Below are 14,227 nucleotides of genomic sequence, written 5' to 3' on the forward strand. Positions count from 1 at the left end.
GAGTTAAACACATCGAAACAATGTTCAAGATGTGGTTCAATGAACACCAAAAGGCCATCTCAAGGAGTTTTTATCTGCAAGGATTGTAGCTACCAGATTAATGCCGATGTGAACGGAGCTAAAAATATATTAAAACGAGCCCAGGGCTATATGCTCTGGGCAGGGGCAGCGTGCTCAGCCCGACGGGGAGCGGTTTGTCCTCCGGCAAACCACACTCCCCAACCTCGTGCATCCGGCGGATGCCCTCCAATGGAGGGAGGAGGTCACCAATGTTGCCCCTTCGTCGCACGAACACAGTGGCATGCGGGCAACTTTTTCATAGTCGCTCCCTTCACAAGTGAACTACCACCCGTTAAAACGAGTGGCTTCCCCCAGATAAACACGCACGGCTGGGGTCGGGCGGTTCACGCGCCCCGCTGCCACCCATCTCACCTTCCTCAAAGCAGGAAGTCTCTTGATGAGTGGCACATTTTCCTTGCACAGGGGACGCCTGTGCTTAAAATAACATGCATTCAAGGCATAAAAAAACTTTCCCTCCCACCTCCCCCCCAATTCACCGATGAAATCGGTGGTCCTCTTAGCGACATTTTATAGATAATATAATGCATGCGATTTAGCGACCTTGAAAGCTCTTACTTTTTGATAGTCACCCACTTGTCCTCATCTTCCCAGACGCGCACCATCACGACCTCGACGCCAAGCCTTTTCTGCTTTGCGAGATGAGCGGCGTTCTCAAGGATGAAAATGGCGATGTTCTCGCTCGTCGGGTTCTCCAGAACTTCATTCAAATATTTATGGTCAAGAGCATCGAGGACGCCGCGCACGACACTTTTGAGCTGCGAGAAGTCGGCAACCATGCCGTTCTCTCTCTGCTCGCCCTCAAACATCACTTCCACCTTATATGTATGCCCGTGGAGCTCCTTGCATTTTCCCTCATGCCGAGGTAGCCTGTGCGCAGCACTAAATCTTGCCGTGACGCCAAGCTTAAACCTTTGCCGCACACCGTTCTGTAGCTCGTTGCCACGCATCCACTCTCACTCAATTAAAGTCAAACGAAGCCAAGTGCACTTTCGATGACTCCAAGCTCTATACCCGAAGTTTCGTCGCCAACGGCGTAGCCTTTGCTATTTGCGACGAGCGCAGCTCCGACGAACGGCGATCCGAAATTCACGCTCCCAACCTCCGCAGACAGTCCGAAAATCTCCTCAAGGAACTCAAGCTCTTCAGCACTTGCATCCTTGTGTGCCAAAATTCCTTTGTTCGTCGCAACCGCCGCCATCCCGACGTTCTTCACGCTTGCCACCGTTCCCCGATAAACACGCACCTTCAGGTTCCTCTTAAGAAAGTCAACGGCTCGCTCCGAAAGTTCCGGATGCACTAATGCAACTTCGTCGTTCATTAGGATTATAGCACCGACCGCACTAAGCTTGTCAGGAAGCCGCCACACTTCCAACCCTGTCTCCTTCCTCAGTGCTTCGACTTCCTCGTCCAAGGCATAAGGCGTCACTACAAGTCCCCGAGAGTTGCCGACAACAAACAGCCCCACCAAAATACTCTCTCCAACGAAAACTTTTACTGCCTTGGTCCTAAGGGCTTCCTCTAAGCCTCTTACAAGCTTTTCATTAACATAGGCGGGCAGGAACACGAAATCCTCGGTGCATGTCACAAAAACTCCTATATCTGGACTGCCATCAACGCTGAAAAGCCTCTTTACCCCCTTTTTTGCCATTACTTGCCTCACGTTTTCATTCCACGAGTGTTGCCCTCGCCACGCCGTCCTCAAGCCTCACTCTTACTCTTATCTTGTGCGGCGGCTTCTGGGCGCCACGCTCCCAAATCCTCTCGTTCACCGAGTTATCTAAAAGGACTATATCTGCCTTCGTGTGCCGCATCAGAAATTCACGCACCGCCTTCACCGCCTTCTCGCTCCTTCGCCATCTCGGCGCCTTCAAAAACTCTCGGCGTAACGGTATCGTGTATATTCGCTCTTCGCCTTCCCTCATACCACCACCTTAAAGCTTTAACTTCGTCCGTCTCCAGTGTCGCCGCTTCGGGTGCGTCATGACTTCCCTGCTCGTCCTGAGGATTACCCATGCCGGCACTCGCCTATTCTGCTTCAACGCTTTCGCAAGCTTCAGCTTCTTGCCCACCGTCTTTTTGCCCATTTCTCTCCTTTTAAAATTGAGGTTTAAAAATATTTAGATGATGACGGGCTCTGTGTATTCGCCGTAGAGCTCCCTAAGGACGTCCATGATTTCGCCGACCGTTGCGTAGGCTTTGATTGCCTCGAGGATGTAAGGCAGCGTGTTCTCGCCCTTGTCCGCTGCAGCTTTTAAGTTCTCAAGGCTCTCCCGCCAGCGGTGCTCGTCCCGCTCCTCCCGCACTTTTTTCAGCCGTGCAATCTGCCGCTCCTCAACCTCAGGTCCGATGTAGAGGATTTCAGGGACCTCAAGCTCCTCGGTTGCGAACTCGTTCACGCCCACAATGATTATATCCTTGCTCTCCACCCGCTTCTGATATTCGTAAGCAGAGTCTGCGATTTCCTTCTGGAAATAGCCTCTTTTTATGCCCTCAATGACGCCGTCAAGCACGCTACCGTCGCCCATCTCCTTTATCTTCTCAAAATACTCGTTCGCCTCCTTTTCTATCTGCGAGGTGAGCGCTTCGACATAGTAGGAGCCGCCGAGCGGGTCGACAACGTGCGTCACGCCGCTCTCGTGGGCGATGACCTGCTGCGTGCGCAGCGCAATCGTAACTGCTAGTTCCGTCGGCAAGCACAAAGCTTCGTCGTAAGAATTCGTATGCAACGACTGGCAGCCGCCCAAGACAGCGGCGAGCGCTTGGATTGTCGTCCTCACGATGTTCACGAGTGGCTGCTGGGCGGTCAGTGAGCAGCCGGCGTTCTGCACGTGGAACCTCAGCATCCACGACCTCGGGTTTTGCGCGCCAGCCTCCTCACGCATGTAGCGTGCCCAGATTCTTCTTGCCGCCCTGAATTTTGCAATCTCCTCGAAGAAGTCGTTGTGGCAGTTGAAGAAGAAGCTCAGGCGGGGAGCGAACTTATCCACAGGCAGGTTCCTGCGGATGCCCGCCTCGACATACGCCATGCCGTCTGCAAGTGTGAATGCAAGTTCCTGAACGGCGGTCGCCCCTGCCTCTCGAATGTGGTAGCCGCTTATCGAAATCGTGTTCCACTTCGGCACTTTGCCCCAGACCGAGCAGAACTCCATCGTGTCAACGATGAGATTCACCGATGGCTCTGGTGGGAAAATATATTCCTTTTGCGCAATGTATTCTTTCAAAATGTCGTTCTGGACGGTGCCGCCGATTTGCGTTGACGGCACGCCTTGCTTCTCCGCCACTGCTATATACATCGCAAGAAGGACGTTCGCCGGCGAGTTTATCGTCATCGAGGTCGTCACCTCGCCCAGCGGGATGCCGTCGAAGATTATTTCCATGTCCTTGAGCGAGTCGACGGCGACACCACACTTCCCCACCTCGCCACGAGAAAGCGGATGATCGGAATCACGCCCCATGAGTGTCGGGAGGTCGAAAGCTACGCTCAAGCCAGTTTGTCCGTTCTCCAAGAGGTATTTGTAGCGCTCGTTGGTGTCTTCGGCGGTCCCGAAGCCCGCAAACTGCCGCATCGTGAACAGACGTCCTCGATACATCGTCGCATGTATGCCTCGGGTGAACGGGTATTCGCCGGGGAAGCCGATGTCCCGCAGATAATCAATGTCTGCAACATCTAACGGCGTGTAGAGCCTTTTTCCTTCTCTACTCGATGTCGTGGACGTGAACTTCTTCTTGCGCTCCGATTTTGCTTTTAACGCCCCTCTGAGACACGTCTCTTCCCATGCCCGCAATTTCCTCTCTATTTCTTTTAAGTCCGTCTCGCTTAACACGACGCACCCCCTCGCTTAGCTCTTCTCATGTTAGACGCCGCCGCTTATAAAACTTCGGAGATGCAAGCGGCGGGTTTGATGCCTTAGCTACCCGGGGCGAAGAATATCCAAAAGTTCTTCAAGGCTCTTTATCACGAACGTTCCGCACCTTTCGTCTCGTCTGTCCAAGAAAAAGGCATTTATTCCCACTTTTCTCGGATTCAAGAAATCGAAGACCCAGTGGTCGCCGACGTGCACGACCTCCTGCGGCTTGACCTTTAAAATTTCGCAGACTCTCAAGTAGAAGCCGTTAGATTTTTTCACCTGCCTGAAGTCTGAAACTGCCGAGAATATTCTTGAAAAGTAATGCTTCACGTCGGCTATCTGCACATTTATGAATTCTCTTGCGGCGTTCGAACACACGATCAGCTCATAGCCAGCTGCGCTAAGCTCCTGAAGCACGCCCTCGACCTCCGGATACACCCGTATCTCATGCTTAAACCTCTCAAAAATCTTCTCGTAGCTCACATCCAACTGGAAACGCCGCAGCCAGTAATCTATGAGATACCACTCTATCGAGTTCTCTCCTACCTCCTCATACGCACTCATCACCATTTTAAGGGCGTCCTCAAAGCTCGTATTATGCGTCTCTGCGTAGATTTCTGGAATGCCCCGCAGCCACACTGCGTCCACGAACTTCTTGTCGGTCAAAGTGCCGTCAACGTCGAACGACACGACACGCACGCCCCTGAGCCGCTCATGCATAGCCGTCTCTCCTAAGCGTCTAACTCCGACACACTCGTACAAAGTTCTCCAAAACCCTCAATCCCTTCCTCCCAGACTTCTCGGGGTGGAACTGCGTTGCGTAGACGTTCTTCTCTTGGATCACCGCCACGACGGTGCCACCGTAGTCGGTGACTGCGACGACGCACCGCGCATCCTCAGGAATACAGTGGTAGGAGTGGACAAAGTAAAAATAGTCCCCATCTTTTATCCCACCCAAGATTGGCGTCTCTTTCAAAATACGTAGCGAGTTCCAGCCCATGTGCGGCGTCGTCACGTCGCTTGGCAACCGCACCACGCTCCCCTTCAGCACGGAAAGACCGTGACCGCCGCTTTCCTCGCTGCTTTCGAAGAACATTTGCATGCCGAGGCAAATCCCAAGCACGGGCGTCCCCGAGCGCAGCATCTCAAAGAATACGTCTTCAAAAACTTTGAAATTTTTAACACCGTCGCCGAAGGCGCCAACTCCCGGAATAACAATGCCGTCTGCCTCTCTAAGTCTTGCGACTGCGGAGCCGTCCACGAGCACGGGCTCGCCGCCAGCCTTTTTGATGCCGTTGTATATGCTGAAAAGGTTACCCATCTTGTAATCTATTATTGCTATCATATTTCTCATCGCCACTGATGACTTTCTGCGGTTAAGGCTTTTCGGTCTCGCTTCGTCCCGTAGATGCCCTCGACGTGGATAACTAAGATTAATAATGATAATAAATCCGAGGTGGTATGATGAACTTCGAGCTTACTGATGAACAGAAAGAGGTGAAGAACGCCGCTCGTGAGTTTGCGGAGAAGGAGTTTTCGAGGGAGCTTGCGCTCGAGTGTGAGGAGCAAGGGCGTTTCCCGCACGGGCTTTGGAAGAAGGCAGCGGACCTCGGCTTCATCGGCATAAACATACCTGAGGAATACGGCGGGCAGGGCATGGGGCTTCTTGAGAAGGTTCTCGTGCTGGAGGAGTTTTTCAGGGCAGACCCCAGCCTCGGCTTCATATATATTACGACGTTCGGCTCGGAGCTAATCCTGAACAACGGAACCGAGGAGCAAAAGAAAAAATACATTACGCCCATCGCACGAGGCGAGGCGATGATGGGCATGGCGGTCACTGAGCCCGAGCACGGCTCTGATATCCTAAAGCTCGACACAGTCGCCGTTAAAGATGGTGACGAGTGGGTGATTAACGGCACGAAAACGTTTATTTCGAACGGACCCGTAGCCGATTGGCTCGTGGTCGTGTGCCAGACCGACCCCGAAGCGAAGCCTCCTTATCGAGGGCAAAGCATGTTCATCGTAGAGACAAACTGTGATGGCTTCGAGGCTGTGGAGCTTAAGGGCAAGATGGGCATGCACCTCATAAAAACCAGCGAACTTTATTTTAACGATGTGAGAGTGCCTGCGGAGAACTTGCTTGGCGAAGAAAACAAGGGTTTCTACCAGCTGCTCGGCATGCTTAATGAGACGAGGACGGGCTTGGCGGCGAGGTGCATCGGCATCGCCCAAGGCGCCTTAGAGCGTTCCGTCAGATACGCGCGGCAAAGGAAGCAGTTCGGACGCCCGATCATAGAGTTCCAAGCGATACAGCACAAGCTTGCGGAGATGGCAACGAAAGTCGAGGCGGCTCGCCTCCTGACATATCAGGCAGCGTGGTTCTTCGACCAAGGGAAGCCCGACCCCATGCTGACGTCAATGGCTAAGTATTATGCATCGAGAACCGCAGTTGAAGTGAGCAACGATGCAATCCAAGTGCACGGCGGCTACGGCTACTTCGCAGAATACGACGTCGAGCGCTGCTTCCGCAATGCAAGAATCGCAGAAATCACCGAAGGAACCTCAGAAATCCAGAAAAACACGATTGCTTCGATGCTTAAGAAGAGAATACGTTAGCGGTCTGATGTCGACGGCGTAGCTCCTTATCTGAAAACTTCGACCCAGCCCAGAACTTCAGCTCAATTTAAAAAACTTTTTTGCAGCTTCGAGCAGGACGCCGTCGCCGTTAATGGCTGCCTCCTTTAACGATGCTGTCGTGTTTGCGAGGAGCTTGTAAACGAGGGAATGTGTCAACCCCTCTATTATTTCCCTGTATTTTTGCTCTTGTGAAGGTGAGTTTCCTACGGTGCACAGCTTTTTCAAAGCCTTCTCAGCTTCTTGCGTCCTTATCTCCTCAGCAAGCCTGTAAATATGCTTCAGCAGCCTCTCAGCTTCCCTCTTCCGGTATTCCTCCTCCAAAAGCTCCAACTCTCTCTTTATTATCGCTTCGACCCTCGGCACCTCTTGCAGTCTCATCTTCAAGTTCTGCTCGCTCACGCCCCGCAGGGCATCAATGTTGTAAAGCTCGACGTTTTCGATGAGCGAGACACTTTCCTCCACGTCTCTTGGGTTTGCTATGTCTATGATGATGAGCTTCTTTCCCCCCCTCCGTGACATCGCTTTTCTCACCATCTCCTCTTTTATGACGGTGTGCGGGGCGCCTGTTGCGCTTATGACGACGTTTGCGACCTCCAAATACTTTTCAATATCGTCAAACCTGACGGCGTAGCCGCCAAGTTCCGCAGCGAGCGCTTCTGCTCTTGAGAACGTCCTGTTCGCAACGTATATTGCGCTCAGAGCCTCCTCCGACAGCGCCTTTGCCACAAGCGTCCCCATCTCGCCGGCGCCGACCACGAGGATGTCCCGTCCGTGTAAATCGCCGAGGACGTCCTTCGCAAGCTCGACCGCCGCCGAGCCTATGGAGATGGCGCCCTCGTTGATCTTTGTCTCGGAGCGCGCCCTCTTGCCGGTGCGTATCGCTCGGTTGAACGCTACGCTCAGCGTCTCGCCGACAGTCCCCGCAGCCCTCGCCTCCTCGAAGCACTGCCTCACCTGCCCTAATATCTGGTCTTCCCCCACAATCATGGCTTCCAGCCCAGCAGCGACTCTCAACAAGTGCTCAGCGGCACCTCGCCCCTCCTTTATCTCTGTCTTCTGGCGGACGCTCGTGACAGCTGCAAGCCTTTCAAGAGCGTTTTTGCATTTTGGGCCGGCGGCGTAGATTTCGAGACGGTTGCAGGTGTGCAGCACGACGCACTCCTCTACACCGTCAAACGCCGCAAAATAACGACAAAGCCGTTGCAGGACGCTTGCGTCCTCACCACTTGTCTCTTTTTCTGCGAGAGCCCGCAAGTTGAAGAAGGCTGTTTCTATCTCAGGAAGCGTCGCTCTTTTGTGCGTTATGAGCAGGCACGCCAGCTCCATCATACGCTTCACGCTATCCGATGTAAGAAAATTCCTCCTTTTTCCTCTCAGTTTTCAGCCTTTCAGCCATATATCTCTCAAACTCCTCATCAAGCTTATCACTCTCAGCTTTTATCTCTTTTAAATCCAGCTCTATGCCTATTATTTCAACAAGCTTCTCTAAGACGACTTTTGCGCCCTTGGGGTCGGGGTATGCGCCGTGCGTCTCGCCGAGCAAGCAAATTACCTCGAAGCCACGCTCCTTGCCGAGCCCGAGGAGGACGCCGGTGATGCCGAAGACGTTGCCACTGCTCCCCACTTTTAAGCCGTATCTTCGCATCTCTTCGACGAGTTCGTCGCTCGTCGCAATGACGTAGACGCCCGGATTCTTCAAATACCGCCCGGTCGTGTAACCGCCGAGCGTGAAAATCCTCGAAACTGAAAACTCGGCGCACAAGTCCAAAAGCGTATCCGCATATTTGTAATAGTTCTCGGGGCGATAGCCTTGGTAGTAGCCCGTCAGGATTATCAAATTGCTCTTTTCGTCATAAAAAAGCTCATCTTTTAGGAGCTCAGCGACGCCCTGCTCGTATTTTACGCCCGGGATGAGGAGCGGCGGCATCGCAAAAAACTGCGAATATACGTCGGCGAGCTTCTTCCCGTGCAGCTTTCTTATCAGATACTCAGCGGCGAGCCTCCCGACATCGCCCACGCCGCTCAGCCCTTCTATGAAAATCGGGTTTTTGAGGCGAGGCTTCTTAGTCCTGTATTTTATTACGGTTTCTTCCATTATTTTGTTTTTTGAATCGAATTGACTAAAATTTGACGGGCATGGGCTTGGCATGACTAGTGCAACGTAACCCCGGGCGGATAGGCGAGACATCATATTTTACCGTCCGGGATTCCAGTTGGTGATAAAGTGTTGTTCAAGGACGTCAGGGAGCGTCAGAGGGGGCATCTAAAGCTGGAGACAGATGGAAAGATATCTCATGCCCTACGGAGGAGCTTGAGAGAGTTGGAAATCGTGGGCGGGAGGGACGCCGTCCGCTCATCGGGCAGGTGGCTGTAAGACCGCACCGCATCGGGCTGGAAAACTGGCATAAAGAAAGCCGCTCCAGCCCATCGAGACAAAAATAACTACGGAATACATAAAACTTCCCCCCTCATTTAAACCATAAGCTTGGCGGGGGGAGGGTGAGGCGTGAGATTTCTAAGATTGGAATAGCATGTCCCCCTTTTGTTGGCAGATGTCTTCCTTTAACCTCTTCACAGCCAATTCACAATATTTTCTGCTGATTTCCATGCCTATCCCTTTCCTCCCTTTAGCTTGTCTAAAGGGATGTTTAAACACATCCTTCCGTCAGGCTTGATCCGCTCAAGGCACCTTTCCAGCCATTTCTCAGTAAACTCAAGGTATTTTTCGTAGGGTATGTCGTCACGAGAGCCCTCGTATTACATCATAAGGCGGGGAAGTGACTATTAGGTCTCGTGCTTAGGCAGGAACTTGCCACAAGCAGGATGCCGTCGAATTACACAGAAAAGCCTATATGCGGGCGTGGCAACCTATTTTCATGTCTTCAGAGACGAGAGTCATCCCTGTGAGTGTCGAGGACGAGATGCGCACTTCTTACCTTGATTATGCGATGAGCGTCATCGTCGGAAGGGCGATTCCAGATGTGCGTGATGGTTTGAAGCCAGTACACCGCCGCATCATCTATGCAATGTATGAGATGGGGCTGACCGCTGATAAGCCGCACAAAAAGTGCGCAAGGGTCGTCGGCGAGGTTCTCGGCAAGTATCATCCGCACGGCGACGCTGCCGTCTACGACACGCTCGTCAGGATGGCGCAGCCGTTCTCGTATCGCTACCCGCTGATTGACGGGCAAGGGAACTTCGGCTCGGTGGATGGCGACGCGCCAGCGGCAATGCGCTATTGCCTTACCGGGGAGACGCTGATTGTTACAGAGAGGGGTTTGATGCGGCTTGAGGACGTGGTGCCGAGGTCGAAGGAATGCTCCGAGCACGAGATTTCGCTCGGCGTTCTCTCTCATTTAGGAGAAGCGCTTGCAGACTGCTTTTTCAACTCAGGTCGCCACCCAGTCCTGCGTGTCGAGACCGAGATGGGGCAGAGCTTTTCCGGAACGAGCAACCATCCCGTCCTCGTGTGGGTGCGTGGCGAGGACGGTCGGCCGACGCTCGCTTGGAAGCTTCTTGGGGATTTGAAGCCCGGGGACTGGCTCGTGGTCCAGAGGGGTTTCCCCTCCGCCAAAGAGCGTTACAAGACGGGATGCCCCCTCGCCCCAGAAGTGACGGAGGGGCTTGCCTTCCTCCTCGGCGCCCTCCTCGCAGGAGGCTACGTCTCTGAAGGGAAAGTAGGCTTCAACAACACCGACCCCAACTTCGTGGCTGCTGTCGAAAACGAGCTTCAGAAGCTCATAGATGCCCGCTACTGCCGCTACGTTCACACGCTCCCCAACGGAAAGAAGGTGATAGAGCTTCAAATCTACGTGAGAGAATTTCTCTCCCTGGTGGAGGCGCTCGGCTTCGTCGAGAAGAGTTGGGAGAGGAGGGTTCCGAAGGCTGTCTTAGCTTCGCCGAAAGAGGTTCAGAGAGCCTTTTTGAAAGCCCTCTTTGGGGGAGGCGGCTCAGTCTCTAAAGGAAAGAATACAGTACTCCTCGCCTACCGCTCGAAGAGCAGGAGGCTTCTTGAGGACCTTCAGGTTCTTCTCCTTTCCTTCGGCGTGGTCTCCAAGCTCCACAGAGATGGAAAAAATTGGAGACTGTTCATCTCAGGAATTAAAAACGTGGCAACGTTCGCCAGGGAAATAGGCTTTGCTGGAAAGAAGCAAGGAAAGCTTGAAGCACTTCTCACGGAGTTTAGGGGGGAGGCTCTCAGCAAGACTGATTTCATCCCCTTCCTCGCAGATTACTTGCGCGAACGTTACAAAGGTCGAGGCTGGGACATATGGCTACAAAAGCACAATATAGACCGCTACGAGCGTCTCTCAAGATACCTCCCAGAGCTTGAGAAGTTTTTAGAGCCTGAAGACTTTATTTTTGTCCTTTGGCTCCTCGAAAGGCACTTCTACTTCACGAAAGTCTCGGCAGTCCATTATGATGGACAACAGACCGTTTACTCCCTGCGCGTCCCGGGACCGAACTCCTTTGTCGGGAATGGCTTCATACATCACAACACCGAAGCTCGCCTCTCCAAAATTGCTGGGGAGCTGATAGCGGACATCCAGAAGAACACTGTTGGCTGGATGCCAAACTTCGACAACACGCTGAAAGAGCCGGTGGTGCTGCCCGCACGCCTCCCGAACCTCCTCGTGAACGGCACCTCCGGCATTGCAGTGGGCATGGCGACGAACATGCCGCCGCACAACTTGAGCGAAGTCGTGGATGCCATCGTAAGGTTCATAGACGAGCCTGAGGTGAGCATCGAGGAGTTGATGCAGGCGATAAAAGGTCCGGACTTCCCGACGGGCGGCGTGATTCTCGGGACTGAGGGGATAAAAAAAGCATATGAGACGGGGCGTGGCACCATAAGGATAAGAGCCGCCGTGGAGATAGAGGAGTCACGGCGGCGAGCCCGTGTAATAATCAAGGAAATCCCGTATCAAGTGAACAAGAGTGCGCTCGTCGAAGAGATTGCGAATCTCGTGCGGGAGCGGCGCATAGAGGGCATTGCCGACTTGCGGGACGAATCAGACCGCCGAGGACTGAGAATAGTCATCGAGCTCAAGCCCGGTGCGAATCCTGAGGTTATTTTGAACAATCTGTATAAGCACACGCCGCTTGAAGTCTCATACGGTATCATAAACCTTGCACTCGTCAACGGCGAGCCTCGAATCCTTACGTTGAAGGATTTGATTAGGCATTACGTAGAACATCGCAAAGAAGTCGTGCGCCGTCGCCTTAACTACGAGCTTGAGGTCTCAGAGCGTAGGAAGCACGTCCTCGAGGGGCTTCTTGTGGCACTGGACAACATAGAGGAGGTTGTAAGAATAATAAAGTCAGCAAGGAAGACCGAGGACGCAAGAAGAATTTTGGTTTCGAGGTTTCGGCTTAGCGACGTGCAGGCAAAGGAAATACTTGAGATGCGGCTGTCAAGACTTAGCGCTCTGGAGAGGGAGAAAATAGAGACGGAGGCGAGGGAGCTTGAGGGGAAGGTGGCGGGCATAAAGGAGACGTTAGCGAGCGAGCTACGAATACTTGATGTGATAAAAGGGGAACTGAGGGAGATTAGGGAGAAATATGGCGACGAGAGACGGACTAAAATAGGAGAATACGTGGAGATAAAAGAGATTGATTTGATAGAGCGGCGGAACGACATTGTTATCGTTACTGCGGGCGGCTACATAAAGCGAATGCCAGAGGCGGCTTTCAGGAAACAAGAGCGTGGCGGGAAGGGCAGGAATGCGATGGCGCGGAAAGAAGAGGACATTATAAAGAGTCTTGCGTTCTCTTCGACGCTCGATTACTTGCTAATACTCACGAAGGACGGTAGGGCTTACATGATCAGGACGTATGAGGTTCCGGAGGGGGGATGGCACGCTAAGGGGCGTCCACTAAGGAGCGTTTTGGGGACAGAGGTCGGAACTGAGATTGCCACGCTCCTCTCTGTTCCGAGAAGGTTTTTGGGCGAGGAAAGGTATTTGGTGCTCGTGACGAGAAAGGGTGTCGTCAAGAGACTGCGGCTGGCGAATTTTAAAAGCGTCAGGCGGAGCGGCATGCTCGCCGTCCGTGTTCTTGAGGGCGATGAGCTCGTGGCAGCGATGCTGACAAGCGGCAGCGATGACGTGCTCATCGCTACAAGGAAGGGCAAAGTAATACGGTTTTCGGAAGAGGAGCTGCGGGAGATGGGCAGGTATGCAAGGGGCGTCCGCGGCATCAGGCTTGACGGCGGCGACGAGGTCGTTGCTGCGGATACGCTACATTCAGATATAGTGCAGGAGAAAAGGGCTGCGGTTTTTATAGTCACAGAAAAAGGATATGGCAAGAATACGAACATTGAAGAATTCAGGAGGACAAGAAGAGGTGGAAAGGGGGTCATGGGAATAAGAGTAAGTGAAAAGAGCGGCGGCGTAGTCTCGATAAAAGAAGTGCGAAGCAGTGATGAGATGCTCCTGATGACCTCAGGAGGAATGGCAATAAAGATTGCAGCGAAGAGCATACCTCGGCATAAGCGGGGCGCACGTGGCGTCAAGCTCATGGACGTGGATGACAAAGAGCGGGTTACTGCCGTGGTGGTTGTTAGGAAGTAGCGGCGGCGAGCAAACGTTCCGAAAGTCTTTTAAGTCGTAAGTTCTCAAACCTTTTCGGATTATCGTCAAGGAGGTGCGTGAGATGCCGGCTGTTGTTGATAAGGAGAAGTGCACGGGCTGTGGGGACTGTGTGGAAGAGTGCCCTGTGGAGGCGATAAGCCTCGTAGAAGAGGGAGACAAGAAATATGCCGTCGTGAATGAGGAGGAGTGCACGGAGTGCGAGGTTTGCATTGACACCTGCGAGCAAGGAGCCATAAGCATGAAGGAGTGAGCGAGGGCGCGGAGCATGGCTGCGGGCGTTAAAATGGCGGAGGGCTTGGAAATCGAGGTCGTGCGTATAAAAAATGATGAGAAGCAAGTGATCATAGGGCAGGGGAACTTCACGATTTTCGCATGCGACGACATCTTCAAGACGTTGCTCACTTGTGTCCCGGGCATAAAAGCGGCGGTCGCCATGAATGAGGCGGCGCCGAAGCTCACGAGAGTCACAGGAAACGACGAGATGCTCAAAAAGCTGGCGGCTGAAAACTGTTTGAGCATCGGGGCGAGCCACGTTTTCGTCATCGTCTTCGAAAATGCATTTCCGATAAACGTGCTCCCCGTCTTAAAAATGCATCCCGCAGTCGCCAATATCTACGTGGCAAGCGCCAACCCCATAGAGGTGCTTGTTGCGAAGACCGAGCTTGGAAAGGCTGTGCTTGGCGTCGTGGATGGCACCGCAGTTACGAGAATCGAAAACGATGAAGAGAGGGCAGAGCGCAGGAAGATCGCCGAAGAATTGGGCTACCGAATTGAATAATTTTTATTTTTCCGCTTTTAGGCTTATGCTGTTGTTGTTATGGCGTACTGAGTTTTAGACGGCTAAAGTTTAGGTTTGACATTTTGAAGGCGTTTTCGAACTCAGGGCGTTTGGCGAAGAAGAGGTGGCTTTCGCAGCGGCAGTCGCTGGCGCCGAAACGCTTGACGTGGGGGAAGCGTCCGTTTAGGAATTGCGCAACGTCGCACTCCGGGGCGTCGAGGAGGAGGACCGCCTCGACGCTCACGCCGTCGGCGTTCAGGAAATGGTCGATGTGCCAGCGCAGCTTCTTC

General features: G+C 53.1%; 16 protein-coding genes and 1 pseudogene. 7 read left to right on the top strand and 10 right to left on the bottom strand.

Features of this window, described 5'->3' with window-relative positions:
- Nucleotides 1-594 (top strand): zinc ribbon domain-containing protein (locus ACXJJA_RS08445; RefSeq protein WP_456487777.1); only part of this gene is annotated, 594 nt, incomplete at its 5' end.
- Between the two features lie 38 nt (nucleotides 595-632).
- On the opposite strand, the gene queD is transcribed toward ACXJJA_RS08445, so the two are convergent.
- The 7 genes from queD to hisH form a co-directional block, all read right to left on the bottom strand.
- A complete protein-coding gene (gene queD, locus ACXJJA_RS08450; protein ID WP_456487778.1) occupies nucleotides 633-1,028 on the bottom strand; it encodes a 6-carboxytetrahydropterin synthase QueD in 396 nt (131 codons plus the stop codon).
- Nucleotides 1,029-1,048: 20 nt separating this feature from the next.
- Nucleotides 1,049-1,729 (bottom strand): translation initiation factor IF-6, encoded by a 681-nt coding sequence (locus tag ACXJJA_RS08455; RefSeq protein ID WP_456487779.1) that lies wholly within the window; start codon nucleotides 1,727-1,729, stop codon nucleotides 1,049-1,051.
- Between the two features lie 16 nt (nucleotides 1,730-1,745).
- Nucleotides 1,746-2,003, bottom strand: a complete 258-nt coding sequence (locus tag ACXJJA_RS08460) for a 50S ribosomal protein L31e (protein WP_456487780.1) — start codon at nucleotides 2,001-2,003, stop codon at nucleotides 1,746-1,748.
- Nucleotides 2,004-2,012: 9 nt separating this feature from the next.
- Complete coding sequence (locus tag ACXJJA_RS08465) at nucleotides 2,013-2,165, bottom strand: 50S ribosomal protein L39e (RefSeq protein ID WP_456487781.1); 153 nt, start codon at nucleotides 2,163-2,165, stop codon at nucleotides 2,013-2,015.
- A gap of 33 nt (nucleotides 2,166-2,198) precedes the next feature.
- The gene (locus ACXJJA_RS08470) at nucleotides 2,199-3,905 is read right to left on the bottom strand and encodes an acyl-CoA mutase large subunit family protein (protein ID WP_456487782.1); all 1,707 of its coding nucleotides are present in this window, start codon (nucleotides 3,903-3,905) and stop codon (nucleotides 2,199-2,201) included.
- An 87-nt stretch (nucleotides 3,906-3,992) separates the two neighbouring features.
- Entirely contained in the window at nucleotides 3,993-4,649 is a 657-nt protein-coding gene (locus tag ACXJJA_RS08475) for an HAD family hydrolase (RefSeq protein WP_456487783.1), read from the bottom strand.
- A gap of 19 nt (nucleotides 4,650-4,668) precedes the next feature.
- Entirely contained in the window at nucleotides 4,669-5,283 is a 615-nt protein-coding gene (hisH, locus tag ACXJJA_RS08480; RefSeq protein ID WP_456487784.1) for an imidazole glycerol phosphate synthase subunit HisH, read from the bottom strand.
- Nucleotides 5,284-5,393: 110 nt separating this feature from the next.
- On the opposite strand from hisH, the gene ACXJJA_RS08485 reads away from it, so the two are divergent.
- The gene (locus ACXJJA_RS08485; protein WP_456487785.1) at nucleotides 5,394-6,545 is read left to right on the top strand and encodes an acyl-CoA dehydrogenase family protein; all 1,152 of its coding nucleotides are present in this window, start codon (nucleotides 5,394-5,396) and stop codon (nucleotides 6,543-6,545) included.
- Between the two features lie 57 nt (nucleotides 6,546-6,602).
- Here the strand turns inward: ACXJJA_RS08485 and hemA are convergent, their stop codons facing one another.
- Nucleotides 6,603-7,895 carry a glutamyl-tRNA reductase gene (gene hemA, locus ACXJJA_RS08490; RefSeq protein WP_456487786.1) on the bottom strand — a complete coding sequence of 431 codons (1,293 nt, stop codon included), beginning with the start codon at nucleotides 7,893-7,895 and terminating at the stop codon, nucleotides 6,603-6,605.
- Between the two features lie 10 nt (nucleotides 7,896-7,905).
- Nucleotides 7,906-8,661 (bottom strand): PAC2 family protein, encoded by a 756-nt coding sequence (locus ACXJJA_RS08495; protein WP_456487787.1) that lies wholly within the window; start codon nucleotides 8,659-8,661, stop codon nucleotides 7,906-7,908.
- A 129-nt stretch (nucleotides 8,662-8,790) separates the two neighbouring features.
- Here ACXJJA_RS08495 and ACXJJA_RS08500 point away from each other — a divergent pair, with 129 nt between their 5' ends.
- The 5 genes and pseudogenes from ACXJJA_RS08500 to ACXJJA_RS08520 all read left to right on the top strand — a co-directional run bounded on the left by ACXJJA_RS08500 (nucleotide 8,791) and on the right by ACXJJA_RS08520 (nucleotide 13,937).
- The gene (locus ACXJJA_RS08500; RefSeq protein WP_456487788.1) at nucleotides 8,791-8,940 is read left to right on the top strand and encodes a hypothetical protein; all 150 of its coding nucleotides are present in this window, start codon (nucleotides 8,791-8,793) and stop codon (nucleotides 8,938-8,940) included.
- A gap of 502 nt (nucleotides 8,941-9,442) precedes the next feature.
- A pseudogene (locus ACXJJA_RS08505) lies at nucleotides 9,443-9,805 on the top strand (DNA gyrase subunit A); the annotation flags it as partial.
- Entirely contained in the window at nucleotides 9,797-13,138 is a 3,342-nt protein-coding gene (locus ACXJJA_RS08510; RefSeq protein WP_456487792.1) for a DNA gyrase subunit A, read from the top strand. The pseudogene ACXJJA_RS08505 and the gene ACXJJA_RS08510, both read left to right, overlap by 9 nt.
- 82 nt (nucleotides 13,139-13,220) lie before the next feature.
- On the top strand, nucleotides 13,221-13,409 hold the full coding sequence (locus tag ACXJJA_RS08515; protein WP_456487789.1) for a 4Fe-4S binding protein: 189 nt from the start codon (nucleotides 13,221-13,223) through the stop codon (nucleotides 13,407-13,409).
- 15 nt (nucleotides 13,410-13,424) lie between these two features.
- A complete protein-coding gene (locus ACXJJA_RS08520; RefSeq protein WP_456487790.1) occupies nucleotides 13,425-13,937 on the top strand; it encodes an adenosine-specific kinase in 513 nt (170 codons plus the stop codon).
- 37 nt (nucleotides 13,938-13,974) lie between these two features.
- On the opposite strand, the gene ACXJJA_RS08525 is transcribed toward ACXJJA_RS08520, so the two are convergent.
- Nucleotides 13,975-14,227: DUF123 domain-containing protein (locus ACXJJA_RS08525; RefSeq protein WP_456487791.1), on the bottom strand; the 253-nt coding region annotated here is incomplete at its 5' end.

This window comes from Candidatus Alkanophaga liquidiphilum (assembly GCF_053996935.1).

Bases quoted from the DNA above. Each gene is read 5' to 3' on its own strand.
- hemA (WP_456487786.1), bottom strand. From the start codon at position 7,895: ATGATGGAGCTGGCGTGCCTGCTCATAACGCACAAAAGAGCGACGCTT.
- ACXJJA_RS08510 (WP_456487792.1), top strand. From the start codon at position 9,797: ATGCGCTATTGCCTTACCGGGGAGACGCTGATTGTTACAGAGAGGGGT.
- ACXJJA_RS08485 (WP_456487785.1), top strand. From the start codon at position 5,394: ATGAACTTCGAGCTTACTGATGAACAGAAAGAGGTGAAGAACGCCGCT.
- hisH (WP_456487784.1), bottom strand. From the start codon at position 5,283: ATGAGAAATATGATAGCAATAATAGATTACAAGATGGGTAACCTTTTC.
- ACXJJA_RS08455 (WP_456487779.1), bottom strand. From the start codon at position 1,729: ATGGCAAAAAAGGGGGTAAAGAGGCTTTTCAGCGTTGATGGCAGTCCA.
- ACXJJA_RS08460 (WP_456487780.1), bottom strand. From the start codon at position 2,003: ATGAGGGAAGGCGAAGAGCGAATATACACGATACCGTTACGCCGAGAG.
- ACXJJA_RS08475 (WP_456487783.1), bottom strand. From the start codon at position 4,649: ATGCATGAGCGGCTCAGGGGCGTGCGTGTCGTGTCGTTCGACGTTGAC.
- ACXJJA_RS08515 (WP_456487789.1), top strand. From the start codon at position 13,221: ATGCCGGCTGTTGTTGATAAGGAGAAGTGCACGGGCTGTGGGGACTGT.
- ACXJJA_RS08465 (WP_456487781.1), bottom strand. From the start codon at position 2,165: ATGGGCAAAAAGACGGTGGGCAAGAAGCTGAAGCTTGCGAAAGCGTTG.
- queD (WP_456487778.1), bottom strand. From the start codon at position 1,028: ATGCGTGGCAACGAGCTACAGAACGGTGTGCGGCAAAGGTTTAAGCTT.
- ACXJJA_RS08495 (WP_456487787.1), bottom strand. From the start codon at position 8,661: ATGGAAGAAACCGTAATAAAATACAGGACTAAGAAGCCTCGCCTCAAA.
- ACXJJA_RS08520 (WP_456487790.1), top strand. From the start codon at position 13,425: ATGGCTGCGGGCGTTAAAATGGCGGAGGGCTTGGAAATCGAGGTCGTG.